At 56.6% G+C, this 20,642-nt stretch carries 30 protein-coding genes, 3 tRNA genes and 2 pseudogenes; 14 read left to right on the plus strand and 21 right to left on the minus strand.

The window, feature by feature from the left end; all coding sequences use genetic code 11:
• Positions 1 to 8 precede the first annotated feature (8 nt).
• A complete protein-coding gene (locus ACR3FB_RS04530; RefSeq protein WP_480564518.1) occupies positions 9 to 1,103 on the plus strand; it encodes a FliM/FliN family flagellar motor C-terminal domain-containing protein in 1,095 nt (364 codons plus the stop codon).
• Position 1,104: 1 nt separating this feature from the next.
• On the opposite strand, the gene ACR3FB_RS04535 is transcribed toward ACR3FB_RS04530, so the two are convergent.
• The 4 genes from ACR3FB_RS04535 to ACR3FB_RS04550 are packed head-to-tail and all read right to left on the minus strand — an operon-like array spanning position 1,105 to position 3,290.
• Complete coding sequence (locus tag ACR3FB_RS04535; protein WP_480564521.1) at positions 1,105 to 1,536, minus strand: protein tyrosine phosphatase family protein; 432 nt, start codon at positions 1,534 to 1,536, stop codon at positions 1,105 to 1,107.
• A gap of 9 nt (positions 1,537 to 1,545) precedes the next feature.
• Entirely contained in the window at positions 1,546 to 1,977 is a 432-nt protein-coding gene (locus ACR3FB_RS04540; RefSeq protein WP_480564524.1) for a DUF6691 family protein, read from the minus strand.
• The gene (locus ACR3FB_RS04545; RefSeq protein WP_480564527.1) at positions 1,977 to 2,396 is read right to left on the minus strand and encodes a YeeE/YedE family protein; all 420 of its coding nucleotides are present in this window, start codon (positions 2,394 to 2,396) and stop codon (positions 1,977 to 1,979) included. Before ACR3FB_RS04545 ends, ACR3FB_RS04540 begins: the two co-directional genes overlap by 1 nt.
• 30 nt (positions 2,397 to 2,426) lie before the next feature.
• On the minus strand, positions 2,427 to 3,290 hold the full coding sequence (locus ACR3FB_RS04550) for an MBL fold metallo-hydrolase (protein WP_480564530.1): 864 nt from the start codon (positions 3,288 to 3,290) through the stop codon (positions 2,427 to 2,429).
• 235 nt (positions 3,291 to 3,525) lie between these two features.
• On the opposite strand from ACR3FB_RS04550, the gene ACR3FB_RS04555 reads away from it, so the two are divergent.
• The gene (locus ACR3FB_RS04555) at positions 3,526 to 3,741 is read left to right on the plus strand and encodes a hypothetical protein (RefSeq protein ID WP_170468079.1); all 216 of its coding nucleotides are present in this window, start codon (positions 3,526 to 3,528) and stop codon (positions 3,739 to 3,741) included.
• 9 nt (positions 3,742 to 3,750) lie between these two features.
• Here the strand turns inward: ACR3FB_RS04555 and ACR3FB_RS04560 are convergent, their stop codons facing one another.
• Positions 3,751 to 3,969 carry a hypothetical protein gene (locus tag ACR3FB_RS04560; RefSeq protein WP_170468076.1) on the minus strand — a complete coding sequence of 73 codons (219 nt, stop codon included), beginning with the start codon at positions 3,967 to 3,969 and terminating at the stop codon, positions 3,751 to 3,753.
• Positions 3,970 to 4,133: 164 nt separating this feature from the next.
• On the opposite strand from ACR3FB_RS04560, the gene ACR3FB_RS04565 reads away from it, so the two are divergent.
• The gene (locus tag ACR3FB_RS04565; protein WP_170374913.1) at positions 4,134 to 4,400 is read left to right on the plus strand and encodes a DUF2312 domain-containing protein; all 267 of its coding nucleotides are present in this window, start codon (positions 4,134 to 4,136) and stop codon (positions 4,398 to 4,400) included.
• A 16-nt stretch (positions 4,401 to 4,416) separates the two neighbouring features.
• Here the strand turns inward: ACR3FB_RS04565 and ACR3FB_RS04570 are convergent, their stop codons facing one another.
• Both ACR3FB_RS04570 and ACR3FB_RS04575 read right to left on the minus strand, forming a co-directional pair.
• Complete coding sequence (locus ACR3FB_RS04570) at positions 4,417 to 5,292, minus strand: hypothetical protein (protein ID WP_480564533.1); 876 nt, start codon at positions 5,290 to 5,292, stop codon at positions 4,417 to 4,419.
• 200 nt (positions 5,293 to 5,492) lie between these two features.
• Entirely contained in the window at positions 5,493 to 5,672 is a 180-nt protein-coding gene (locus tag ACR3FB_RS04575) for a hypothetical protein (protein ID WP_480564536.1), read from the minus strand.
• A gap of 106 nt (positions 5,673 to 5,778) precedes the next feature.
• Between ACR3FB_RS04575 and ACR3FB_RS04580 the strand changes: the two genes are divergently transcribed.
• Positions 5,779 to 5,853, plus strand: a tRNA-Gly gene (locus tag ACR3FB_RS04580).
• Between the two features lie 37 nt (positions 5,854 to 5,890).
• Positions 5,891 to 5,965, plus strand: a tRNA-Gly gene (locus tag ACR3FB_RS04585).
• A gap of 125 nt (positions 5,966 to 6,090) precedes the next feature.
• On the opposite strand, the gene ACR3FB_RS04590 is transcribed toward ACR3FB_RS04585, so the two are convergent.
• Complete coding sequence (locus ACR3FB_RS04590; RefSeq protein ID WP_050602861.1) at positions 6,091 to 6,330, minus strand: Lrp/AsnC family transcriptional regulator; 240 nt, start codon at positions 6,328 to 6,330, stop codon at positions 6,091 to 6,093.
• 154 nt (positions 6,331 to 6,484) lie between these two features.
• Here ACR3FB_RS04590 and hisB point away from each other — a divergent pair, with 154 nt between their 5' ends.
• Positions 6,485 to 7,072 (plus strand): imidazoleglycerol-phosphate dehydratase HisB, encoded by a 588-nt coding sequence (hisB, locus tag ACR3FB_RS04595; protein ID WP_480564539.1) that lies wholly within the window; start codon positions 6,485 to 6,487, stop codon positions 7,070 to 7,072.
• Positions 7,073 to 7,130: 58 nt separating this feature from the next.
• Positions 7,131 to 7,769 carry an imidazole glycerol phosphate synthase subunit HisH gene (gene hisH, locus ACR3FB_RS04600; protein ID WP_480564542.1) on the plus strand — a complete coding sequence of 213 codons (639 nt, stop codon included), beginning with the start codon at positions 7,131 to 7,133 and terminating at the stop codon, positions 7,767 to 7,769.
• A 4-nt stretch (positions 7,770 to 7,773) separates the two neighbouring features.
• On the opposite strand, the gene ACR3FB_RS04605 is transcribed toward hisH, so the two are convergent.
• Positions 7,774 to 8,175, minus strand: a complete 402-nt coding sequence (locus ACR3FB_RS04605; RefSeq protein WP_170374923.1) for a DUF2147 domain-containing protein — start codon at positions 8,173 to 8,175, stop codon at positions 7,774 to 7,776.
• 123 nt (positions 8,176 to 8,298) lie between these two features.
• On the opposite strand from ACR3FB_RS04605, the gene hisA reads away from it, so the two are divergent.
• Entirely contained in the window at positions 8,299 to 9,018 is a 720-nt protein-coding gene (gene hisA, locus ACR3FB_RS04610; RefSeq protein WP_480564544.1) for a 1-(5-phosphoribosyl)-5-[(5-phosphoribosylamino)methylideneamino]imidazole-4-carboxamide isomerase, read from the plus strand.
• A gap of 5 nt (positions 9,019 to 9,023) precedes the next feature.
• Here hisA and ACR3FB_RS04615 read toward each other — a convergent pair whose 3' ends face one another.
• Positions 9,024 to 9,470, minus strand: coding sequence for a DUF302 domain-containing protein (locus tag ACR3FB_RS04615; protein ID WP_425085551.1), 447 nt, complete (start codon positions 9,468 to 9,470; stop codon positions 9,024 to 9,026).
• A gap of 118 nt (positions 9,471 to 9,588) precedes the next feature.
• On the opposite strand from ACR3FB_RS04615, the gene hisF reads away from it, so the two are divergent.
• The 3 genes from hisF (at position 9,589) to ACR3FB_RS04630 (ending at position 11,303) form a co-directional block, all read left to right on the plus strand.
• Positions 9,589 to 10,350 (plus strand): imidazole glycerol phosphate synthase subunit HisF, encoded by a 762-nt coding sequence (hisF, locus tag ACR3FB_RS04620; RefSeq protein WP_425085550.1) that lies wholly within the window; start codon positions 9,589 to 9,591, stop codon positions 10,348 to 10,350.
• Positions 10,347 to 10,664, plus strand: coding sequence for a phosphoribosyl-ATP diphosphatase (locus ACR3FB_RS04625; RefSeq protein WP_170374929.1), 318 nt, complete (start codon positions 10,347 to 10,349; stop codon positions 10,662 to 10,664). The genes hisF and ACR3FB_RS04625 overlap by 4 nt, the downstream gene beginning before the upstream one ends.
• Before the next feature lie 72 nt (positions 10,665 to 10,736).
• Complete coding sequence (locus ACR3FB_RS04630) at positions 10,737 to 11,303, plus strand: hypothetical protein (RefSeq protein WP_170374931.1); 567 nt, start codon at positions 10,737 to 10,739, stop codon at positions 11,301 to 11,303.
• 2 nt (positions 11,304 to 11,305) lie between these two features.
• Here ACR3FB_RS04630 and ACR3FB_RS04635 read toward each other — a convergent pair whose 3' ends face one another.
• From ACR3FB_RS04635 to rlmB, 4 genes are all read right to left on the minus strand, one after another.
• Complete coding sequence (locus ACR3FB_RS04635) at positions 11,306 to 11,776, minus strand: CoA-binding protein (RefSeq protein ID WP_480564547.1); 471 nt, start codon at positions 11,774 to 11,776, stop codon at positions 11,306 to 11,308.
• A gap of 197 nt (positions 11,777 to 11,973) precedes the next feature.
• The gene (locus ACR3FB_RS04640) at positions 11,974 to 12,354 is read right to left on the minus strand and encodes a YHS domain-containing (seleno)protein (protein WP_480564550.1); all 381 of its coding nucleotides are present in this window, start codon (positions 12,352 to 12,354) and stop codon (positions 11,974 to 11,976) included.
• Between the two features lie 171 nt (positions 12,355 to 12,525).
• On the minus strand, positions 12,526 to 12,807 hold the full coding sequence (locus ACR3FB_RS04645) for a hypothetical protein (protein WP_480565856.1): 282 nt from the start codon (positions 12,805 to 12,807) through the stop codon (positions 12,526 to 12,528).
• Between the two features lie 9 nt (positions 12,808 to 12,816).
• Complete coding sequence (gene rlmB / locus ACR3FB_RS04650; RefSeq protein WP_480564554.1) at positions 12,817 to 13,593, minus strand: 23S rRNA (guanosine(2251)-2'-O)-methyltransferase RlmB; 777 nt, start codon at positions 13,591 to 13,593, stop codon at positions 12,817 to 12,819.
• A gap of 116 nt (positions 13,594 to 13,709) precedes the next feature.
• On the opposite strand from rlmB, the gene ACR3FB_RS04655 reads away from it, so the two are divergent.
• Positions 13,710 to 13,793, plus strand: a tRNA-Tyr gene (locus ACR3FB_RS04655).
• Between the two features lie 31 nt (positions 13,794 to 13,824).
• On the opposite strand, the gene ACR3FB_RS04660 is transcribed toward ACR3FB_RS04655, so the two are convergent.
• The 3 genes from ACR3FB_RS04660 to ACR3FB_RS04670 all read right to left on the minus strand — a co-directional run bounded on the left by ACR3FB_RS04660 (position 13,825) and on the right by ACR3FB_RS04670 (position 15,347).
• Positions 13,825 to 14,058 (minus strand): hypothetical protein, encoded by a 234-nt coding sequence (locus tag ACR3FB_RS04660; protein WP_170374937.1) that lies wholly within the window; start codon positions 14,056 to 14,058, stop codon positions 13,825 to 13,827.
• Between the two features lie 516 nt (positions 14,059 to 14,574).
• A complete protein-coding gene (locus tag ACR3FB_RS04665) occupies positions 14,575 to 14,730 on the minus strand; it encodes a hypothetical protein (protein WP_425085545.1) in 156 nt (51 codons plus the stop codon).
• 377 nt (positions 14,731 to 15,107) lie between these two features.
• Complete coding sequence (locus tag ACR3FB_RS04670; RefSeq protein WP_425085544.1) at positions 15,108 to 15,347, minus strand: hypothetical protein; 240 nt, start codon at positions 15,345 to 15,347, stop codon at positions 15,108 to 15,110.
• 309 nt (positions 15,348 to 15,656) lie between these two features.
• On the opposite strand from ACR3FB_RS04670, the pseudogene ACR3FB_RS04675 reads away from it, so the two are divergent.
• Together ACR3FB_RS04675 and ACR3FB_RS04680 are read left to right on the plus strand one after the other, a co-directional pair.
• Positions 15,657 to 16,185 (plus strand): annotated as a pseudogene (locus ACR3FB_RS04675) (tyrosine-type recombinase/integrase).
• Between the two features lie 206 nt (positions 16,186 to 16,391).
• A pseudogene (locus ACR3FB_RS04680) lies at positions 16,392 to 16,544 on the plus strand (IS6 family transposase); the annotation flags it as partial.
• Positions 16,545 to 16,627: 83 nt separating this feature from the next.
• On the opposite strand, the gene ACR3FB_RS04685 reads toward ACR3FB_RS04680, so the two are convergent.
• From ACR3FB_RS04685 to ACR3FB_RS04700, 4 genes are read right to left on the minus strand one after another with little or no spacing between them, the layout of a single operon-like run.
• Positions 16,628 to 17,398, minus strand: a complete 771-nt coding sequence (locus ACR3FB_RS04685; RefSeq protein WP_480564557.1) for an SDR family NAD(P)-dependent oxidoreductase — start codon at positions 17,396 to 17,398, stop codon at positions 16,628 to 16,630.
• A complete protein-coding gene (locus ACR3FB_RS04690; RefSeq protein ID WP_425085542.1) occupies positions 17,395 to 18,333 on the minus strand; it encodes an SDR family oxidoreductase in 939 nt (312 codons plus the stop codon). Before ACR3FB_RS04690 ends, ACR3FB_RS04685 begins: the two co-directional genes overlap by 4 nt.
• Positions 18,330 to 19,232 carry a bile acid:sodium symporter family protein gene (locus ACR3FB_RS04695; RefSeq protein WP_425085541.1) on the minus strand — a complete coding sequence of 301 codons (903 nt, stop codon included), beginning with the start codon at positions 19,230 to 19,232 and terminating at the stop codon, positions 18,330 to 18,332. Before ACR3FB_RS04695 ends, ACR3FB_RS04690 begins: the two co-directional genes overlap by 4 nt.
• The gene (locus ACR3FB_RS04700; protein WP_480564560.1) at positions 19,229 to 20,584 is read right to left on the minus strand and encodes a flavin-containing monooxygenase; all 1,356 of its coding nucleotides are present in this window, start codon (positions 20,582 to 20,584) and stop codon (positions 19,229 to 19,231) included. Before ACR3FB_RS04700 ends, ACR3FB_RS04695 begins: the two co-directional genes overlap by 4 nt.
• Between the last annotated feature and the right edge of the window lie 58 nt (positions 20,585 to 20,642).

Genomic DNA, 20,642 nt, shown 5'->3' on the forward strand with positions numbered 1-20,642 from the left:
CCGAAGCCATGGCACACACGGCCGGCGCCGCTCTGGCGCGTAAATTGTCATTGGGGCAGGGGGATTTGGGGGATCGACCCCGCTCGATCCTGCGGGCGTTGCGTCTGGGCTTTGCGCGGGCCGCGGGTGAGCGTTTGAACCTTCCGCTGGCTGTTATCGGGGCGAAACAGGCAGATCGGGCGCAGGCTGGCCTTGCGGCCACATTGGCCGAGAATTGGTTACTGCTGAAATTTACGGGTCCCGAAGGGGTTGCGGCGGCCTGTCTGGATTTGAACTGCGTCTCGGCCATCGTTCAGACCCAAACAATTGGTGAGGTTACACCGGACGCGCCCGCCGCGAGAGGCTTTACGGATACGGACGCCGCCATGGCCGCCCCGCTGGTCGAGGATGCATTGCGCCGTGCCGTCGGTCTGGTCGATGCGGCAGATCAGCAGGGTTTGACTGGGTATGAGTATACCTCACGGGCGGCGGATTTGCGCGGCCTGACCTTGTCGCTGGTGGCCGACAGCTACCGCGTTTTTGATCTGACAGTGGAGCTTGCTGGCGGGTTGCGTCAGGGCCAGATCACGATTGTGCTGCCTGATCCGCCCGCGCCCGATGAGGCTGAGACCGAGCTGGACGTCGATACGGGCCCTCGGCTGAAGCAGTCATCAGGCGTTATCCGGGCCGAGCTGAACGCCGTGGTGTGCCGGACGAGGTTGCCTTTGGCGCATCTGTCGGCGCTTGAGGTGGGCAGCCTGTTACCGCTGACTGGCGCGCGGTTGGACCGGACTGAGATTCTGACCATCGAGCGCACACGCGCCTCGGTCGGGCGTCTGGGGCAGTCGGGCGGGATGCGCGCGGTTCGGCTGAATGAAAACGTACCGCTGCCTGCGCTGGATGCGTCGGAGTCCGCTGAATTCATAGAAAGCCGACCGGCCAGTGTCCGGGGCGATATGGCTGACACGGGCGTAGATATCCTGTCCGATCCTCTCGATCTGGTCGCGAACCCCTCGATTGCCGATCCGGTCGACGACGACCTGAGCCTTGTTGAACCCGATCGAATGACTGCAGAAATCTCGCAACTGGCGGGCCTCGATAGCCCGAAGTATGGGGAAGTCTGATCTAGTCTGACGTGTTGCGCAGTTGATCCAGAGTAGGGCGCAGCTGCTCCAACTGATACCCGGCATTGGTGGTGGCAGTCAGAATCTCATCCGTACTCATCTGGTCGCATTGACCCAGAGCCCAAACAACCGAACAACGCGTGCCGGACGCGCAATATGCCAGAACCGGGCCAGAGCTATTTTCGGCAATATTGCGTTGCCGGGCGACATTCTCGGGTGTCATGGTCTGGTGGGTCAGTTCCAGCACCTCGTATTCCAGCCCGGCTGCGCGGACCGCGTCTCCGATGGCATCCGATTGCATGATCTCGGGAACTTCGGCATTGGGTCGGTTGCAGATAACCTTGACGAAGCCGGCCTCGGCAATGGCGGGCACGTCCTCGACAGTGATCTGCGGGGACACGGCGTAGCGGGGGGTTATTGGTCGAATCTCCATGCCAATTGATTAGGCCGCGTTGGCCGCCCTGTCCAGTTGTGCGCGCAGCCCCGGCGCCAACCGCATCCCCGCCGCCATCGCAACCAGAAAGACGGCGCTGCTGGTCCCGCCATAGGACAGTGCTGCCATGGCTGGGCCGGGGCATAGACCGACCAATCCCCAGCCTGCGCCAAACAGGACTGAGCCGAGGATCAACCCTCGGTCAAGTTCGGACCGAGCTGGTGCGGGAAATGTGCCGCCAGTCAATGGTTGGCGGGTCTTGGTCATGCGCCACGCGACCAACATGGGCAGAATCGCGCCTCCCATGACGAAGGCCAGTGTCGGGTCCCATGCACCGAAGATATCCAACCAGCCCTGAACCTTTTGGGTATCCGTCATTCCCGATAGCAACAGCCCCGCGCCAAACATCGCGCCCGATATCAAAGCGATCAACAACCGCATCAGATCACCCCCAAACCGTGGCGGAACAGGGCCAGAACCACCGCTCCGGCAGCGATATAGATTAGGGTTGCAACAATCCCGCGCAGCGAAAACCGAGAGATGCCGCAGACCCCATGACCCGAAGTGCACCCGTTTGCCAGCCGCGTGCCGATGCCAACCAAAAGCCCGGCCACGACCAGAAGGCCTAGATTTTCCGTCAGGTGCGTTTCAGGCCGTTCGCTCATCAGACGGCTCATGATCAGCGGCATACCGATCAGCCCCACGACAAATACCAGTTTCTCGCGCCTTGCCGGGCCGTCGATTAAACCTCCCAGAATGCCACTGGCCCCCATGATCCGGCCATTGCCAAGCAGGTAAAGCGCAGCGCCGCAGCCGATCAGGATGCCGCCACAAAGGCCCCATATCCAGTCCGGGTTCATTCTATGTCCATCCTATACTGTTGGCGCGGGTCACAGCTTGTTGATCGGCAACTTCAGGAAAACATCGCCCTGTTCGTCGGCCGGGGGCATCTGGCCCGCGCGCATATTGACCTGAAGCGACGGCAGAATCAGCCGGGGTTTGGAGAGTGTCGCGTCGCGCGCATCCCGCATTTCCACAAACTCTTCGATGCTGCGACCTTGCCCGATATGGATGTTCAGCGCTTTTTGCTCGCCCACCGTCGTCTCCCACGCATACTCATCCCGGCCCGGAGCTTTGTAGTCGTGCCCCACAAAAATGCGGGTCTCATCGGGCAGAGACAGGATCTTCTGGATCGACTCAAAAAGCACCTCGGATGAGCCGCCCGGGAAATCGCATCGTGCGGTGCCGAAGTCGGGCATGAACAAGGTGTCGCCGACAAAAGCGGCATCGCCGATCACATAGGTCAAGCAGGCCGGCGTATGACCGGGTGTGTGCAGCACATCGCCTCGCATCTGTCCGATGTGGAAACTGTCGCCCTCGCGGAAGAGGGCATCAAACTGGCTGCCATCGCGCTGGAACTCGGTCCCTTCGTTGAAGATTTTGCCAAAGGTTTCCTGCACCTCGACGATATGATGTCCGATCCCGATTTTGCCGCCCAGTGCCTGCTGCAGATATGGCGCAGCCGAGAGGTGGTCTGCATGCACATGGCTTTCCAAAATCCATTCGGTCTTGAGGTCGTTGGCGTGCACATAAGCGATTATCTCATCGGCAGAGCTTGTCCCCGTCCGGCCCGAGGCATGATCGAAATCCAGAACGCTATCGATAATCGCACAAGCGCGGCTGCTGTCTTCGTGGACGACGTACGAGACCGTAAAGGTCTGGTCGTCGAAGAACGCTTTCACTTTTGGCTTCATGGTTTCCTCCACTTAGACGACATATAGGAAAAGCAGAATGTGATACAAGAGTCAGTTCGGCTTTTGATGTCCGTCAAGGCACGACATATGAAATTTGCCTAAACTTTAACCCGGACGCGCAGATTTGCCGAACAGGCTATTTTAGCGGGCAATAAACCGCCATCGTTTCCGGTAGCATCTTCGTGTCGTATCCGCGTTACCTATATCGGGGATACTGACAATTGGGAGGATCACAATGACGACAGATAACCTCTATTTCGAAGCGCAAGAGCTAGAGCAAAAACTTCAGAACGCGTGTCTGGATACCCGATTGGCGCTGCAGCCCAGTTTCAGCAAGATCGTAGATCGCATGCGTCAGCAAGGGATGCATGTTCCGTCGCGCATGCGCCGACTGGATGCGGCCCTGTGCGAGGACGCGATGGAAGCGCGGTTCGACAATTTGCCGATCTGATCGGTCGGGTTATCCCAGCGATATGCCGAGGATGACCAGCATCAGCCCCATGACCGACAGAAACAACGCCCCTAGGTTCCAGGGCAGAACACCCTGAACAACAGCGCGTAATTCGTCATCTGAAAGGCCCGCTTTGCGGGCCTTCATTACGCGCAGAATACACCAGATCAGACCGACAAGCCCGGCCACTGACAGGGCGGCGCCGCCCCAGGTGATGATTTCGAACATGGTTGCCTGCCTTTGCTGGTGCCGTGTTTTTGCGCTTAGCGGATCAGGGGCCTGCCGACAAGCCCGCCCATGGGATTGGGTGCTTGCGACCCGGGCACCGGCAATGTATCCGGCACCATGCCCGATGTCTCAGCATCGCAATTCAGCCTCTGGGAGAGACCTACATGGAAGACATGACCGAAGATCAGGCCGCCGCCAACTACCGCGTGACAGCAGGCGAGCTGCGCCAGTTCATCGAACGGATCGAGCGTCTGGATGCCGAAAAGAAAGATCTGGCCGAGCAGCAGAAAGAGGTCATGGCCGAAGCGAAAGCGCGCGGTTACGACACCAAGGTCATGCGCAAACTGGTCGCTCTGCGCAAGCGCGACAAGGATGATATCGCCGAAGAAGAGGCGGTTCTCGAAATGTATAAGGAAGCGCTGGGTATGTAATGCAATGCAGCCCGTGTCAGGGCTGCAGCACCCTTACGCCCGGCATGGCGCGTAGTGCCGCGAGATCCTGTTCATAGATCTCGGAAAACGCGCTGACCACGTCGGAATTCCAGCCTGGAATCTCAAGCTCTTCTTCGATCTGCGCGGGGTCGGCATGTTCATCGAACAGATGGGTCAGACTTTCCCGCAGCATATCCCGATCCTGCCAGGCAATTTGTTCCAGCAGTTGCGTCAGCTCTGCACGGCCCGCGTCCGTCAGCACTGAGGCAATGAACGCGTATTCATGTTGCAGGGCCGCCTTGTCAGGCAGTCTGGCAAGCGTTCTGAGGATATCGCCCCAGATAAGCGGAGTATCTTCATTGGCCCAGAGCGTGATCTGAACGTTCGGAGCTCTTTCTCGCAGGTCGTTGATCATGGTCAGCCAGTTCAGGTTGCTCAAGTCGGTATTCCCTAGAACGGCTTTCCGCCGCTCTTCGGGCAGTGACATCAGCAATTTCGAGATGAAGCTCGCTGGGTTGACCAGCGCGAAACACAGCTCGATTTGATCAGCCTCTAGAACACGGTCCAGGAACGCAATCCGCTCGGCCGCATTTGGATAAAACTGCCCGTGCAGAATCGCGGTGCGTCTGGGGCCAAAAACCTTGTCGCTCGACAGGACAACGCGATCGCAGGTGTTGCGGTCGGGAAGAACCTCATTCAAGCCCATCAGGACATCTGGCAGAGGCACTCCGGTTGTCATGGAATCCGAGGCGACTTTCACAAACTGCCGCCCCTGCGCGAGGTCCAGAGGGATGACCCGCTGCTGGCTTAGAACCGCGGTGTTCGCCATTAGGGTTTCGATCAACCGGTCATTGTCGGAAAAGGCCACGCCTGCGTGGATAACAACCTGCATCTTCGTCCTGTTCTTGCCGGGCTCCTTTCTCCGGTGTTACATCCTGCGCCTTCATCGGTAAATGCCGTAACTGGCAGGCAGGTGGTTAGCTGCTGGAGTCATCACAAATAAAACGAGGCGTGCCACCTGTCCGCAGAGGCCGGCGTGAATTACACCTGCGCCGAATGCGGTACCCTTTTGGCAAAACCTGGTAAGGTGGCCTAACCAGTCAAAACCTGCTGCTCATACATAGGGGAGGGGGCCTCGGCCAACGGATCGTCCTCGGGCGGGCAGAGCAATACCGCGAAAACAATCAGCGCCGCCAACAGTGCCGTCTTCATTTCTGCCAAAGCCCTTGATTTCATCACGCGTCCCTTCGCCTTGTAAGCCTCATTACCCATTCAACGCGTCAGCTCCGAATTTCCGTCGAAAGATTTTTACAGGTTTTTTTCTTTTTCCGCTTGCAGGCTCGCGCGGGAATTTATACATCCCTCCTCACTCAACGGCGCGGGCGTAGCTCAGGGGTAGAGCATAACCTTGCCAAGGTTAGGGTCGGGCGTTCGAATCGCCTCGCCCGCTCCATTGAGTTAAGGTCTTCGGACCAACATATGTATCTGATGCGGGCGTAGCTCAGGGGTAGAGCATAACCTTGCCAAGGTTAGGGTCGGGCGTTCGAATCGCCTCGCCCGCTCCAGATGCAAACTTTTCCAACTGATCAATTTCGATGTGAACGCGGTGCCTGAGCGTCTGTGTTTAGCTGTGGCCCGGATGTCTTTCGCTACCGGGCCGATTCTGCTGCATCAAGAGTGCAGGTTCAGATCAGAACGCTTTGAACGTCATCGTGGTCAAGGATCGTTCGATGTTTGGAATCACCAGCAGGTGTTCGTTGATGAAATGGCCCACATCCTCGGTTTCGGGGATATAGAGCTTCAGCAGCAGGTCGTATTCGCCGCTGGTGGAATAAAGCTCTGAGTGAATCTCGCGCAGGGCGATCTCTTCGGCGACCTTGTAGGTGGTACCGGGTTTGCAGCGGATCTGGATAAAAACGCAGGTGGACATGTGCCGGGCCTTTTGACTTGAGTTTCAGGCAGGCTGGCACGGCCCGGACCTGTGTGCAATCCCCTGCAACAGTTTGAAGCGAATGCGCTGCGGGCACTGGATCAACCCGCCCAACCCCGTCTATAAGCGCGCCTGTAGCAAAAGGAATTCGCCCATGCGCAGCGCAAAGATCAGCCGTCAGACCGCCGAGACCGAGATCTCGGTCGAGGTCAATCTGGACGGCACCGGCCAGTATGACAACCAGACCGGCGTTGGCTTCTTTGACCACATGCTGGATCAGTTGGCGCGTCATTCGCTGATCGACATGACGATCCGCGCCAAGGGCGACTATCACATCGACGACCACCACACGGTCGAAGACACCGGCATCGCGCTGGGTCAGGCTCTGACGCAGGCACTGAGCGACAAGAAAGGCATCCGCCGCTACGGCGAGTGTCACTTGCCCATGGACGACGCTCAGGTGCGTTGTGCGCTGGACCTGTCAGCGCGCCCGTTCCTGATCTGGAACGTGGACCTGCCGACCCAGAAGATCGGCACGTTCGACACCGAACTGGTGCGCGAGTTTTTTCAGGCGCTCAGCACCCATGGCGGCATCACACTGCACATTGATCAGCTGCACGGTTTCAACAGCCACCACATCGCCGAGGCTGCCTTTAAGGCCGTTGCCCGCGCCCTGCGGGATGCGGTCGAAACCGACCCGCGCAAGGCGGATGCGATTCCGTCAACGAAGGGCGCGTTGTAAGCGTAGCCCGAAAAGTGGGCACCGGTTTTCGGACAAGTTGCGCACAGAAAGGACTCAAATGCTCACCGCGATCATCGACTACGAGAGCGGCAACCTGCACTCGGCCGAAAAAGCTTTTCAGCGTATGGCGAAAGAACTGAACGCGGGTGAGGTCGTTGTGACCTCGGACGCGGATGTTGTCGCGCGCGCGGACCGGCTCGTGCTACCCGGAGACGGAGCGTTCCCGGCCTGCGCCGCCGAGCTGCGTGGACACAAGGGCATCTATGACGCGATGGTTGAAGCGGTCGAACAGAAAGGCCGCCCTTTCCTTGGTATCTGCGTCGGGATGCAGTTGATGGCCTCGAAAGGCCATGAATTTACCGCAACCGATGGTTTGGATTGGGTCGCTGGGGACGTGCTGCGGATTGAGCCTTCGGACGCTTCGCTCAAGGTGCCGCATATGGGCTGGAACGATCTGGTTTTGGATAGCGATCACCCGGTGTTTAATGGTGTGAAATCCGGCGATCATGTCTATTTCGTCCACTCCTACCATTTCCGTGTCACGGATCCGGCGGAAAGGCTGGCTTATGTGGACTATGGGCAGGACGTCACGGCCGTGATCGGCCGCGACACGATGCTTGGGATGCAATTTCACCCCGAGAAAAGCCAGGATATTGGCCTGCGCATGATCGGCAACTTCCTGACTTGGGCGCCCTAGGGCGTTACTGAATGCGGGTCCAGGTCTGCCCCCGGCAGACCAACCCGCCTGCGACACAGCCTTTGACCGTCAGCTGGTTCTGGCTGTCCAGCGTCATTTTGGAGTTGTAGGTCTTGTCGCGATCCGGGGCCCAGATCTTGCCGTTGTCATAGCTGCCACTGCCTTCTGCAACCATGTCCCAGATGATCTGTTTGCCCAGGTTTTCATAGTCCAGTATCTGGTCGCCATTTCCATCAAAGGCGCTGTCGATAGTGCCGCAAATTGCGCTGCCGCATTCGCTGATCGACACGTGCAGGTACCCACCTGTGTCGCCCGGTTGTGTTTTCCAAAGCCCATCCGCCGGATCTGCCGCCATCGCGCCTGTGGCCAGCGATGCAAAAGCAATCGAAAGTGCAAGTTTCTTCATGATAACCTCCCTGATTTGGGTTCACTCTGGCCCGGTGTCGGGCTACGGGCAAGATTGACTTTGCGTCGCTAACCCGCTTGTGCGATACGCCGCCCGTGTAACATTCAGATAAGGCCGCCCGACATGATCCTGTATCCCGCCATCGACCTGAAAGACGGCAACGCTGTTCGCCTGCTGCGCGGAGAAATGGACAAAGCCACCGTTTTCAACGAGGACCCCGCCGCGCAGGCCCGTGCCTTTGTTGATGCAGGATGTGAGTGGCTGCACCTTGTCGACCTGAACGGCGCCTTCGCGGGCGAGCCGGTCAACGCCGCTCCGGTCGAGGCGATCCTGAAGGCTTGCAACGTGCCCGCCCAATTGGGTGGCGGCATCCGCGACATGGCAACGATCGAGACTTGGATCGAAAAGGGTTTGGCACGGGTCATTCTGGGCACCGTTGCAGTCGAAAACCCCGATCTGGTGCGTGAGGCCGCAAACGTCTTCCCCGGCAAGGTCGCAGTGGGCATCGACGCCCGCAACGGCATGGTCGCAACCAAAGGCTGGGCCGAGGAAACGGACGTGCAGGTCGCCGATCTGGCCCGCAGCTTCGAAGATGCTGGCGTTGCGGCAATCATCTATACCGACATCAACCGCGATGGCGCGATGCAAGGCCCGAATATCGAAGCCACAGCCGCGCTGGCCCAAGCCGTCTCCATCCCGGTCATTGCCTCGGGTGGTGTCAGTTCATTGGACGATCTCATCGCCCTGCGCGATTGCGGAGTTGAACTGAACGGCGCTATCTCGGGCCGGGCGCTGTATGATGGCGCGATTGACTTGGCTGAGGCCATTCGCGCCCTGAGCTAAATGCCTTACTGCGCGGCAGCCGAGGTCAGTTTCTTCAACGCGCCGCGCATTTTTTCGATCACGGGCGAGTTTTCGACTTCGTCAAGTTCATCCATCGTCTCTTTTGGGTCTTCATAGGCCAGCCAGACCTGCCCGTTCGCATCCTCATAGGCCTGCACTTTTAGCGGCAGGAACAGGCCTGCACGCGGGTCGATCTGCATCGCGGGTGTCCCGAGGGCTGGGTTGCCGAAGATCAGCACCTGATTGGGCGGAATTGGCGTACCAACCTTTTCGGCACCGGCTGCGTGGTCGATGCGGGCAAAGACCGTCGCGCCTGCGTTCCCCACTGCGGCTTCGAGGGCGTCCAGCGCCTCGGGCACGGATTTTGCGGTTTCTACTTTGATGATATCGTCAGCCATTGCGGCAACTGCTCCTGCAAAAAGGAAGGTAGTGGTCAGAATAAGGTTTCGCATCTTGTTGATCTCCTGATGAATTTGGGGACAGTTTTCACAGGTTTGAGAGGGGTGACAATCACAAGTCTGGCATCGGCGGGGCTTTGCCGGTAAGGGTGCGGGCAACAAAGGAAAGCGCATGCTGAAAACCCGTATCATTCCCTGTCTGGATGTCGCCGATGGCCGCGTGGTCAAAGGTGTGAATTTCGTGGGTCTGCGCGATGCAGGCGACCCGGTGGAATCGGCCAAGGCCTATGACGCCGCCGGCGCGGATGAGATCTGTTTTCTGGACATTCACGCCACGCATGAAAACCGCGGCACCATGTTCGACGTGGTTCAGCGCACGGCCGAGCAGTGCTTTGTTCCCCTGACCGTAGGTGGTGGCGTGCGGACCAAGGATGATGTGCGTGCCCTGCTGCTGGCGGGGGCGGACAAGGTCAGCTTCAATTCCGCCGCTGTTGCCAACCCAGATGTGATTGCCGAGGCGGCAGACCAGTTCGGCAGCCAGTGTATCGTTTGCGCGATCGACGCCAAAACCGTCAGCCCCGGAAAATGGGAGATCTTCACCCATGGTGGCCGCAAGCCCACCGGCATCGACGCGGTCGAGTTCGCGAAAACCGTGGTTGCCAAAGGTGCTGGAGAAATCCTGCTGACCTCGATGGATCGGGACGGAACCAAGTCAGGGTTCAACCTGCCGCTAACCCGCGCAATCAGCGACGCGGTGGATGTGCCTGTGATCGCATCGGGTGGGGTTGGCAATCTGGACCATCTCGTCGAAGGCGTCACCGAGGGCGGGGCGAGCGCCGTACTTGCGGCCTCGATCTTCCATTTTGGTGAATACACCATCCGCGAGGCCAAAGAACGCATGGCCGCCGCCGGTATCCCGATGAGGCTGACATGAGCATTCTGCACGATCTGGCCGCCACAATCGAGGCGCGCAAAGGGGCGGACCCGGAGAGCAGCTGGACAGCAAAGCTGCTGGCCAAGGGCCCAGAAAAATGCGCTGAGAAATTCGGCGAGGAGGCTGTTGAGGCCATCATCGAAGCCGTCAAGAACGACAAGGACGGGCTAACGGCCGAGGCCGCCGACGTGCTGTATCACCTTCTGGTCATGCTGGCCGCGCGCGACGTTGCGCTGGACGATGTGCTGTCGGAGCTGGCTCGGCGTCAGGGCCTTAGCGGTATCGCCGAAAAGGCCGCACGCCCAAAAAGTTAAGCTCAGTCTTCCGTCCGCGCCGAAGCGGTTCTATGATCATGTTTCACGGTCTATCGGGCGAGGGACATCACAATGATCAGAGCTTTGGCCTGCGTTCTGGCCCTCGTGACTTTGGGCGCCTGTGCGGCCCCGCCGCCGTCCACCGGGGATGAAGTTCAGCGTCTTGCTTCGGAAATCCAAAGCCTCGGCCCCGATATTGATCCGGCTGAGGCCAACCGGGCCGCCCGCATTGCGTATTCTTACACCGCGCAGCTGGTGCAGGAATACGAGATCACCGATCCTCCGTTGATCCACAATGCCAAGGTCAACAAGGGCCTGCGCCCGCGTGGGTTATGCTGGCACTGGGCCGAAGATATCGAGCGGCGGTTGAAGCAAGAGAACTTCCAAACGCTGGACATGCATCGCGCCATCGCCAATGCCGACAATCCACTGCGAATCGACCACAGTACAGCCATTATCAGCGCGCGCGGCGAGTCGCTCTATGATGGCGTGGTTTTGGACCCGTGGCGTTATGGCGGGGTTCTTTTCTGGTCTCCGCTGCAGGAAGACACAAGATATGACTGGGTCCCGCGCGAGGTTGTTCTGGAAAAGCGCAGGCAAGAGCAGGTGGCCCGCCTCAAACCCTACCAGGCGCAGTAACGCTATAGCTTGGATGAAATGATACCAGTGCTAAAGCCGCCCATGCGCAGTTCTCCGAACAGGCGCTGATATTCGATTTTGGGGCAGCGATTCATCACCACATCCACGCCGCGCGCCTCAGCCTTGGCGGCAGCCTCTGCGTGTTCAACACCGATTTGCATCCAGATGGTGCGCAGGGATTGGAATACCTCCAGCGCCTCATCCACGATCGGAGGCACAGCCTCAGAGCGGCGGAAGATATCCACCATATCAACATCTTCTGTGATACCTGACAGGCTGGCGCGCACGGTTTGACCGAAAAGCTGCTTTCCCGCATGGCCGGGATTGACCGGGATTACTGTAAAGCCTTTCAGCGACAGATAGCGGGCCACGTAGAAACTCGGCCGCACCTCGTTCATGGACACCCCGACCACGGCAACGGTCTTGGTGTGCTTCAGTATGGATCTCAGGAACTCATCAGAATAGTCAGCCATACCGCTACCCTATGCGACGGCTGAAAAAGAAAAAAGCGCCCAAGAAACCTTGGGCGCTAGTTGTTGGAACGAGGGACAGTGAAATGACCCGCGGCAGTTCCGTTCCGCGGTCACTGTGACATTTAGGCATGTTTTGGTTAAAAAAAAGAGGGAGCGCTCATTTTTGTGATGACTTTTCACAAATGGCGGAAGGTTGCCTATTCTCGATACAGAATCTCAGGCCAGTTCCCTTCGGCCTGATGGATGTATTCCAACTGATCCTCACGCCATTTCCGCTCAATTTCAGGCGAAAACGTCAAGTATAGGCGCCCATCTACCACCTGCCAGGCCCCCGGATCGGTTCCCTTGAGGATGCCCTGTGCCATCGCGTAGGAACAATACCCCCCGAATTGAGGGGCAAAGGCGCGCGGATTCGACTCAAACAGCGCGCGGTTTTCGAGGGATGCGAAATGCCATTCGGCTCCCTTCCAGGTCACCGAAATTTCGGGGCGGCCCTGCACGGGTACGTCACCCTGAAAATAGGACACTGGATCGTATCCCGCCATCGCAGCCCCCTCGGGCGCGAAATATACGGGCATGGGCTGCGCAATAGCGGCAGAAGTGAGAAGAGTGGCGCTCAGCGCGCCAATGAGAGCGTGGCGGATTGGCATAGGCATAACGGATTCATGGACTCAGCGTCTCAACCTGCAACGTTTTGTGCTGCGAGACACCCCAGATGACGCGGTTGTGATCATTCCAAGGCGTGAGGATCAGTCGAAGATATCCTCGATCACATCCCAGGCCTCATCCATCACGCGCGAAAACAAGGTTTTCTTCTTTTTCTTGCGGTTGGATTTCGGCGGGGCGGTATGGGATACTGCATGTTTTCTTCGCGCGCTTTCGATCACCTTGCGCTTGGGCAACATCTTGAGGTCATGCAACGGCGCGCCGCAGCTGGAGCAGCTCAGCTCATGCCGCTGCTTTCCCTTCAGGACAAGCGCCGCTCGGGTCCCGCAATAGCAGCAGGTGGCGATTTTCGATGGGCCAGAAATGACGCGCTCCTATCCTGTATACCGTGAGGCATATAGGGCGATCGCCGCCGCATTTGAGACGTTCAAAGATCCAAAACCACCGGCTGCGTCAATTTTCACCAGTTTGTCCACGGTTTCCTTGGTCTTTTGCCGCAATCCAGGGCCTTCTGCACCCAGCACCAGCGCCACTGGACGATCACGTTGATCCCCTATGGCGGCCTCGATCGTATCTTCGGCCTCACCATCGAGACCCAGCACCAGAAAGCCCATGCCCTGCAACTCGACAATCGCGTCGGCCAGATTGCGGACCCGCAAATAGGGCTGACGCTCCAAAGCGCCGCTCGCGGTTTTGGCCAGCGCCCCAGTCTCAGGCGCGGAATGGTGCCGAGTCCCGATCACAGCACTGGCGCCCAGCACCTCGGCCGAGCGCAGAATCGCCCCGACGTTGTGCGGGTCTGTCACCCGATCCAGCAAAATCACGCGAGGGTGTTCGCGCCCGATACAGTTTTCGGTCAACCCGCCCCATTCCAGCGGCTTGACCTCAAGGGCGGCACCCTGATGGACTGATCCCTGATCAATCGGAGCGTTGAACTTTCTTGGATCGACCATCTCGGCCTCGGTGCCCGCAAAATCAATGGCGTCTGCCAGCTTGTCACGGGCGTTTCGGGTCACAATCAGGCGCAATTTCTGCCGTTTCGGGTTCATCAACGCATCGCGCACGGCGTGCAGACCAAACAGCCAAACCGTTTCCGAAGCGGTTGCTTTGCGCGCCTGTTCCTTTTCCACGACCCACTTGGGTTTCTTCATTTTATTGGCCTCCGGGCCGGGCGTTCGATTTCCTGCGTCAAAGCGGTATTTTCCTGTTGACGCTCCTTTGGTGCGCTAGTAATCACGCCTCCACGTCAGGTGCAACGCCTGACAGTGGGCGACAGGCCGCAAGGTGTGGCAGGGGACTGTAACTCCCTCGCGGAGACGCACGCCTGGTTCGATTCCAGGGTCGCCCACCACTTTCTCTAGCAGAAAATTTTGGCAAATCTATCAGTGTAGGCTGAGAAGCACTTCGATATCGCGGCGGCTCAACCGACGTAGAAGCGCCCTGTCTTCTGCCAGCAGAGACTCACCGCTTTCGATCTGTTTCTCAAGAAACGCGGCGATTTCGCTTGTGGGCTGATAGTAGAGGTCGATCTGCTGTTTACTCAGATCTTCAACCAACTTCCGCAGGAGTTGTTTCTGCTTTTCCGAGTCAAGATCTTTGCGCTTGTCTTCCAGCATGGCCATTCGCTTCGTTTGTTCACACCCAAATTGTAGGACGGTGAGAGCGTTTGACAAAGTCGTACCGCGCGGCTTCTACGCAAGCCCGAGTTGGGCCGGTAAACGTGACATCGTTCCAAAAAAAGACGGGGCGCGCTGGAAACAAAGCGCGCCCCTATCTCAGGGAGGAGAAACCGATCTCGCGTTCGAAACACACCATGAACGCTAACTCGTTACAGTGTTGACTATGGCGGCTTTCGGTTTTGTGTTCAGTGATGTTGTTCACATATAGACTGCTCGGCGACCGAGTCTGCGTGTCGACCCGCTGCTACCGCGGGACGTTTTGTAACTGATACGCTTGTAGCTAGAACCGCGGCCTTAGCAGTCGTTCGCTTGCCTTAGTGTGTATCCATTGCCTGTGCAGAAGCCCCTTTGTTAGTCAGCTGGCTTGAAAGGGAATTCACGTCGGACCTCAGTTTTCTTCATTTTTCTAACAATTGATGGCTTCGTTTATTTCTCTCTAAGCAGGGCGAAACACTAGGAAAGCATCGCAATAATGGCTGCGAGAACGATCACGCCCAGTATCGTCAGCTTTGTCGCGGCGACTACCCCATCAGCCCGAGCTTCCCATTTTGTCTTAGGGCGATTCACGGCGTTGTTCCATCCAAGGTCGTTTTCTTCGTGGTCGGGCATAATTCGTGTCCTTCGCGTCGGTTTTTGGGGCAGATTTCCTGTAACAAAAGTATCCCGATTATTGCGAAAATCGGTGTGAAAAATATGCTGATCAAAAGCCACAGCCATGGGTTGCGATGCCTGTTGCTTGCCATACGCATGGGCAAATAGACGTAAAGCCACAGCGTGAACAGCAGTGCGATGACTAGAGCGAAATCAGCAAAAGTTTCCGTCAATACATCACTTAAGTATCTTACGGTTGTTTCGGTATTCCGAGCTAGCTTTTAGGTAATGCCTTGCGGAGTGACTTAACTATTGAAATCCGGTCAATGTTTTTGGATATCCTACCAATTTTGAGTGACGTCCCCCCCCATGCAAGATACTCAGGCCCGCTGTTGCTAACGTCGGATGAAACGTATGATCTGCTGCTTCACAGCAACTTCAAGTGATACAGGTGTGCCGCCAACCATCACCTTCCGTCCATCACACCCAGCTTGGTGTTGGTACACCGCTTCGGCCAGGGCTTCGTGGGTCTCGTTGGGCATTAACCTGTCAGCCAGTTCGTAGAACGAGGATGCAAGTTCTTCCAGACCAGCTATGCCGTTGGTCATATCCACGTTGCGGGCAGTCTCCATCATGGTGTTGGCCCGCTGAGGTTCAATCTCGACGAATGCACCGACCCGTTGCGGCAGGCAGCTGATTTGATGGTTAAGTAGACCGGCGGTGGCAGTTCCTGAAACCTGAGGACTTTCCTGTGCTGAAGGCACGCGAGCAGCAACTAGACTTCAACTGTCGGCACGGCCTCGATGTTTGGGACGAAGGGGAATGGGCGGAGACCGAAGATGCCAAAAATTCTACTTCCCGTTGTCACAACGCGCCGCCCGCCTTGGGATAAAGGCAGACTAGTCGGACAGAAGCGGCTATCGCAGTAGAAGCAGGTCTGGGCCATTCGTGCCCGGCTCAAACTCGCAAACAAGCTGAGAAACCTCGTTGAGTATAATCTTGGCGTCGATAGCAAGTAAGCGCGGGTGCGATCTCGTCCGCCTTAGGTTTAACGATCTCGCCGTTGGCAATACTGTTCGTGATCGGGTGTCCGTTGTTCAAAGCAAAACTTCAAAGCCAGTGCATTTTGAAGTGACAGAGAATAAACGTGAAGTCGTATCGCATTAGATCTCTTCGCCGTCCACGAGAGGAAAACGGTATATTTTTCCGAGTCGTGTACACGCTTTAACGCATAATTCAACAAGGCAATACGCTAGGCTTGTCCGGGAATGATTGTTAGCGATTGGTCTCGATCCATCTAACTATGGCACGCATTCGCTGAGGCGCACAAAAGCGGCTTTGATATACAGAAAAACTGGAAACCTACGTGCCGTTCAACTTCTGCTCGGTCACAGCAAAGTAGACCGCACAGTCCGTTACCTTGGCGTCGAGCTTGAAGACGCCCTTAATGCTGCCGAAAGCATCGATATGTAACCAAATAGGCGGACGGGATCGTCCGCTCGCCGCTCCCAAGCAGACTTTCGAACTCTCCGGTTTATCTTCCGCTCAGAGCCCATTTTGTGGGATGCTGCAATGAGCCAGAATGACCGCTTTTGGCATTTCTAAACGGTCGTAGTTTTGTCTCGGGCTGGATTGGAAGAAGGAAGGTCGATAGTCGGTGGCATGAATAACATTGAGGAAAAGAACGCGGGATACAGCGTTTTTGGCGTATGCAAAGTTTACAGAAATTCGCCGCCATTCACTCCTCCCTCTACAACCACTTTAACCAGGAGCGGTCTCTCACCAGCCTAGGTGCCTTCAAGCTGACACGCGCCGCTGCTCTCGCCGATTGACGCGAACTTGGCGCGGAATGAAAGAAAGCTCTGCTGGCCTAGTTGAGACTGTTTCGAATTCATCTGATGGCACCCTCAGAGAACTAACTCCTTCCAATTGTGCGCATCATTTGGCGGAAGAATAGCGACGGAGCTAACCGGTTCATGGCGTTCGATAGGGTTGCAACTCGACCAACGGGCACAAATGCTTTTCGTTTTCGAGTCCCGTCAAGAATGATCTGGGCTGCGTTTTGTGGCGTCATATAGTCAACACCGTCAGTTGCGGATCCCGGACGGGCGAAACCCTTAGCATCTTTTTCTGTTTGCCCGATGTTCGTTGCAACAAAGGAAGGTGCAGCAATAGTAACGGACACCCCGTGACTGGTTTCCTCGGCTCTCAGAGACTTAAAAAACCCTTCCATTGCATGCTTGCTGGCGGCGTAGGCAGTTCTATGGAAGAGTGGCGCAAACCCCGCGACTGATGAGATCGCCAGATGCGTTCCCTTGGACTTTCTTAGTGCAAATAGGAAATGCCGAGCGCACTCAATTGCAGAAAAATAATTGATCTCAAAGAGGTCGCGATGAGAGCTCATGTCACTGTCGGAAAACGCCGAGATTTGCGTAACCCCTGCGTTGTAAATAACCATGTCAATTGAAGGTCTATCCTTCAAAATCTGAGTGCATACATCTGCACACTGCTTAGGTTTTGTCAGGTCACAAGCGTAGACACTAAGATCTTTGTCATCAACCAAAGCGTCGAGGCGTGGGCCTGTAAGGTCAATGATTACGGTATGCCAACCTTGTTCTCGCAATGCCTCAAATAAAGCCTGCCCCAGTCCGCCAGCACCGCCAGTTATGACTGCAGTTTTTTTCACTTCGCGTGCTCCCACCAGAGCTCAAATGCTTCTGCACTTGAGTATTTGGGTTGATAGCCGAACTTCACCTTAAGTGCAGTGTTGTCCAGCACAGGTCGAAACTGCAGAAATCGAACTTGTTCAGGACCATAGCGAGAAAGCCCTACGGGTCGGGCCACGGCCAGTGCCATCTTGACCAACTTTGGCGGCAACCAGCGCACAGTCTTGCCCATGGCCTTGGCGATTTGGGAAACAGTAAGCGCACCGTCGCCAGAGACGTTGAAAATGCCCGCAGGCCCGTTTGTCGATGCGCGCAGCAGTATTTCTGCCAGGTCCTTGTCCCATATGAAGACAAAGGGGCTTTCTGATCCTTTCAGCCCAAGTAGGCGAGGCTTTTGGAACAGAGACGTTATCTGGTTCTCGATATGGTTCCCGAGAACCGTCCCAACCCTCAATACGACTTGCTCTAATTCCGGGGCTGTTTTTCTCGCGTCTGCCAGCATCTCCTCGACCAGTCTTTTGTGCCAAGAATACGCGAATTCCCGATTGCCGCGAATTGCGTCCGTTTCTCGCAATAGCGCAGGATTGTCGGCGTGATAGCCATAGGCCGCGCCAGAGGACGTAACGACCAGTCGCTGTACTCCCGCGGAGATGGAGGCATCAAGAACTTTCCGCGTACCTTCAACATCGACCTGGTACTCGAGGTCCCGCGTTGTGTCTGGCCCGGGGGTTACAATCGAAGCAAGATGCACGACCGTGTCGGGGCGTTCTGACATGATGACGTCGTGTGGGTCGCTACTGGTCACATCTATCTTGATGAACCGCGCGTTAGGCGGCAATTTTGCTGGTTCTCGGATATCCGTAGCTATGACGGCATAGTTGTCCTTATGCGCCAGACGACTTAGCAGCGCTGTTCCGACTGCACCAGCAGCGCCAGTGATGAGAAGGCGCTTCATACCGGAAGCTCCTGCCTTGCGAAGAAGCCCGCAAGAACCAAGCCAGAAATCGCGTGCCATATGCCCCACAAAGCGGCGGCAACAGCCATACCTCCCATTCCTCCAAAAAAGGCAAAGATCAGGATGAGCCCCAGCCCCGAATTCTGAATACCTGTTTCAATTGTAACTGAACGGCGATCCCGCTCGGACAACCCTGTGATCGTTGCCGTTGTGTACCCTCCAAGGAATGCCAGCGCATTGTGGACAACTACGAGACCAATGACGGCTCCGGCGACCTGAAGAAAATTCGCCCAATTGGCAGCCAGCGCGAGCACAATGAAGGCAATAAAGATGGCCATTGAGAGCCATTGCATTGGGCGGCGAATGCGATCAGCCAATGGTTTTAACCGCGCGTTTACTAGCATTCCCAGGACCAATGGTAGGATCAGCATGAACCCGACCGTTATTGCGACGGCGACTGGGTCGATTTCAGTGCGCTGCAGGATCTCGCGCGTCGGGCCATAAAGGTTACCCCAAAATGCAATGTTTGCGGGTGTTACGACGATGGCTCCGACCGTCGCGAAAGCGGTCATTGAAACCGATAGCGCCACATTTCCTTTCGCCCGGTGGGTCATGAAATTTGATATGTTCCCACCAGGGCACGCAGCAACGAGGATAAGGCCCATCGCAACAGATGGCATCGGCCGCAGTGCGACTATCATTAGAAAAGTAAGCGCTGGAAGTACCAGAAACTGTGACACAAGACCAACAATGAGGGGCTTGGGTGCACCTGCAATGCGTCGAAAGTCGTCCGTACGCAAATCCAGCGCGATCGAGAACATGACGATCGCTAGGATGGCATTGAGAACCCTAAGATTTCCGGCATCAAAATTCAGAACGACCTGATCTATTCCGTTCATACTTCAGCCGCCTTGAGTGCAGCGATTTGGCCCGTTACCTCTCTCCGGTAGGTCGCTTTGTCCACGTAGTAGGCCATGCGCGGAAGGTCGATGTAGTTCATACCTCCTGTTGCTCTCTCATATCCATCGGACTTGGTGGAGCGGATTGCCTGCGCCGCAGAGTTGCCTGACCGCAATCCAGCTATGTAACGAGCGATCATTTCGGCTTGCTCATGACGTCCTTGCCAGCCCAACCCCGATGCTTCAACCATGCCAAGAACAAACAGGTCATCTCGTTCTGGGTGCATGCAGTTTAGGTAGAGGTGAGGCGCGGAACCCTTCCAATTGAGATGTTTCTTGCCGATGAATGGGTAGTGAAGCTTGTACCCGGTCGCGGCCAGTATCATGTCGTATTCAGCCGAGGTTCCATCGCGGAAATGAACGGTTTTGCCGTCCAAACGCTCAATATCCGGACGGACCTTCAGATCGCCATGACCCGCGTGGAACAGAATGAGGGAATTGACCACTGGATGCGACTCGTAAAGAGCGTAGTCCGGCTTCGGAAACCCGTATTTCTGCGGATCACCGACAAACCATTTCAGGATCGCGCCATCGACTTTTCGCTTAAGCCACATGGGCAGGCGGATCTTACCCCCCATGGTGTCAGCAGGGACTCCGAAGACATATTTGGGAACAAAGTAGTACCCGCGGCGCATAGAGAGGTCGCAAGATACGCCATGGTGAATGGCATCGACCGCTATGTCGCAACCGGAGTTGCCCGCGCCAACAACCAGAACGCGCTTACCGGCAAATTGGGTGGGATAGCGGTACTCGGACGCATGGATGAGCTCACCTGTGAATTCACCCTGGAATTCGGGCATGTTGGGTTCTGACAGCGTGCCGTTGGCAATCATTAACCCTGCAAAATTTTGGATATGATGGGTGCCGGTCTTGTCTCGCCAGGTTATTTCCCATCCGCCGCGTTCCAATGGTTCGGTCTTGAGAACTTCAGCTCCGAAATGAAAGTGCTGATACAGGTCAAACGCTTTTGCGAAGTCTTGGAAATAGGTCTTCATTTCGCGATGTGACGGATATTCTGCCGTATCCTCCAGCATCGGGAAATCAGTGAATTCCGTCATGCGCTTAGAAGAAATGAGATGGGCGGTCTCGTACATCGTGGACCGAGGTGCATCGATGTTCCACAGACCACCCACATCGTCGGCCAGTTCAAATCCTTGAAATGGCACTCCCTGCTCGACAAGCGTCTTTGCCATTGCAAGGCCCATTGGCCCCGCACCGATCAAAGCAAAACACTCTTCGGGGCGGGCCTTTGCCTCAACCAGCTGGCCCGCTCTCACCTGCGCCTGTTCCATTCGCGTCTCCTCCTGCGACAGTATTTATCTTGAACGAACGTTCTAAATAAGGCAAACT

The organism is Ruegeria sp. AO1, assembly GCF_056535985.1.

Coding starts and splice junctions, on each gene's coding strand:
- ACR3FB_RS04570 (WP_480564533.1), bottom strand. CDS start 5,292: ATGCAGGTTGTTATCCACGCAGGCGTGGCCTTTTCCGACAATGACCGG.
- ACR3FB_RS04535 (WP_480564521.1), bottom strand. CDS start 1,536: ATGGAGATTCGACCAATAACCCCCCGCTACGCCGTGTCCCCGCAGATC.
- ACR3FB_RS04665 (WP_425085545.1), bottom strand. CDS start 14,730: ATGCCCGACCACGAAGAAAACGACCTTGGATGGAACAACGCCGTGAAT.
- ACR3FB_RS04640 (WP_480564550.1), bottom strand. CDS start 12,354: ATGCCCGTATATTTCGCGCCCGAGGGGGCTGCGATGGCGGGATACGAT.
- ACR3FB_RS04545 (WP_480564527.1), bottom strand. CDS start 2,396: ATGAACCCGGACTGGATATGGGGCCTTTGTGGCGGCATCCTGATCGGC.
- ACR3FB_RS04630 (WP_170374931.1), top strand. CDS start 10,737: ATGATCAGAGCTTTGGCCTGCGTTCTGGCCCTCGTGACTTTGGGCGCC.
- hisA (WP_480564544.1), top strand. CDS start 8,299: ATGATCCTGTATCCCGCCATCGACCTGAAAGACGGCAACGCTGTTCGC.
- ACR3FB_RS04575 (WP_480564536.1), bottom strand. CDS start 5,672: ATGGGTAATGAGGCTTACAAGGCGAAGGGACGCGTGATGAAATCAAGG.
- hisH (WP_480564542.1), top strand. CDS start 7,131: ATGCTCACCGCGATCATCGACTACGAGAGCGGCAACCTGCACTCGGCC.
- hisB (WP_480564539.1), top strand. CDS start 6,485: ATGCGCAGCGCAAAGATCAGCCGTCAGACCGCCGAGACCGAGATCTCG.
- ACR3FB_RS04550 (WP_480564530.1), bottom strand. CDS start 3,290: ATGAAGCCAAAAGTGAAAGCGTTCTTCGACGACCAGACCTTTACGGTC.
- ACR3FB_RS04615 (WP_425085551.1), bottom strand. CDS start 9,470: ATGCGAAACCTTATTCTGACCACTACCTTCCTTTTTGCAGGAGCAGTT.
- ACR3FB_RS04660 (WP_170374937.1), bottom strand. CDS start 14,058: ATGCTGGAAGACAAGCGCAAAGATCTTGACTCGGAAAAGCAGAAACAA.
- ACR3FB_RS04605 (WP_170374923.1), bottom strand. CDS start 8,175: ATGAAGAAACTTGCACTTTCGATTGCTTTTGCATCGCTGGCCACAGGC.
- hisF (WP_425085550.1), top strand. CDS start 9,589: ATGCTGAAAACCCGTATCATTCCCTGTCTGGATGTCGCCGATGGCCGC.
- ACR3FB_RS04695 (WP_425085541.1), bottom strand. CDS start 19,232: ATGAACGGAATAGATCAGGTCGTTCTGAATTTTGATGCCGGAAATCTT.
- ACR3FB_RS04540 (WP_480564524.1), bottom strand. CDS start 1,977: ATGCGGTTGTTGATCGCTTTGATATCGGGCGCGATGTTTGGCGCGGGG.
- ACR3FB_RS04670 (WP_425085544.1), bottom strand. CDS start 15,347: ATGATGGAGACTGCCCGCAACGTGGATATGACCAACGGCATAGCTGGT.
- rlmB (WP_480564554.1), bottom strand. CDS start 13,593: ATGAAGAAACCCAAGTGGGTCGTGGAAAAGGAACAGGCGCGCAAAGCA.
- ACR3FB_RS04565 (WP_170374913.1), top strand. CDS start 4,134: ATGGAAGACATGACCGAAGATCAGGCCGCCGCCAACTACCGCGTGACA.
- ACR3FB_RS04590 (WP_050602861.1), bottom strand. CDS start 6,330: ATGTCCACCTGCGTTTTTATCCAGATCCGCTGCAAACCCGGTACCACC.
- ACR3FB_RS04635 (WP_480564547.1), bottom strand. CDS start 11,776: ATGGCTGACTATTCTGATGAGTTCCTGAGATCCATACTGAAGCACACC.
- ACR3FB_RS04530 (WP_480564518.1), top strand. CDS start 9: ATGGCACACACGGCCGGCGCCGCTCTGGCGCGTAAATTGTCATTGGGG.
- ACR3FB_RS04625 (WP_170374929.1), top strand. CDS start 10,347: ATGAGCATTCTGCACGATCTGGCCGCCACAATCGAGGCGCGCAAAGGG.
- ACR3FB_RS04700 (WP_480564560.1), bottom strand. CDS start 20,584: ATGGAACAGGCGCAGGTGAGAGCGGGCCAGCTGGTTGAGGCAAAGGCC.
- ACR3FB_RS04555 (WP_170468079.1), top strand. CDS start 3,526: ATGACGACAGATAACCTCTATTTCGAAGCGCAAGAGCTAGAGCAAAAA.
- ACR3FB_RS04690 (WP_425085542.1), bottom strand. CDS start 18,333: ATGAAGCGCCTTCTCATCACTGGCGCTGCTGGTGCAGTCGGAACAGCG.
- ACR3FB_RS04560 (WP_170468076.1), bottom strand. CDS start 3,969: ATGTTCGAAATCATCACCTGGGGCGGCGCCGCCCTGTCAGTGGCCGGG.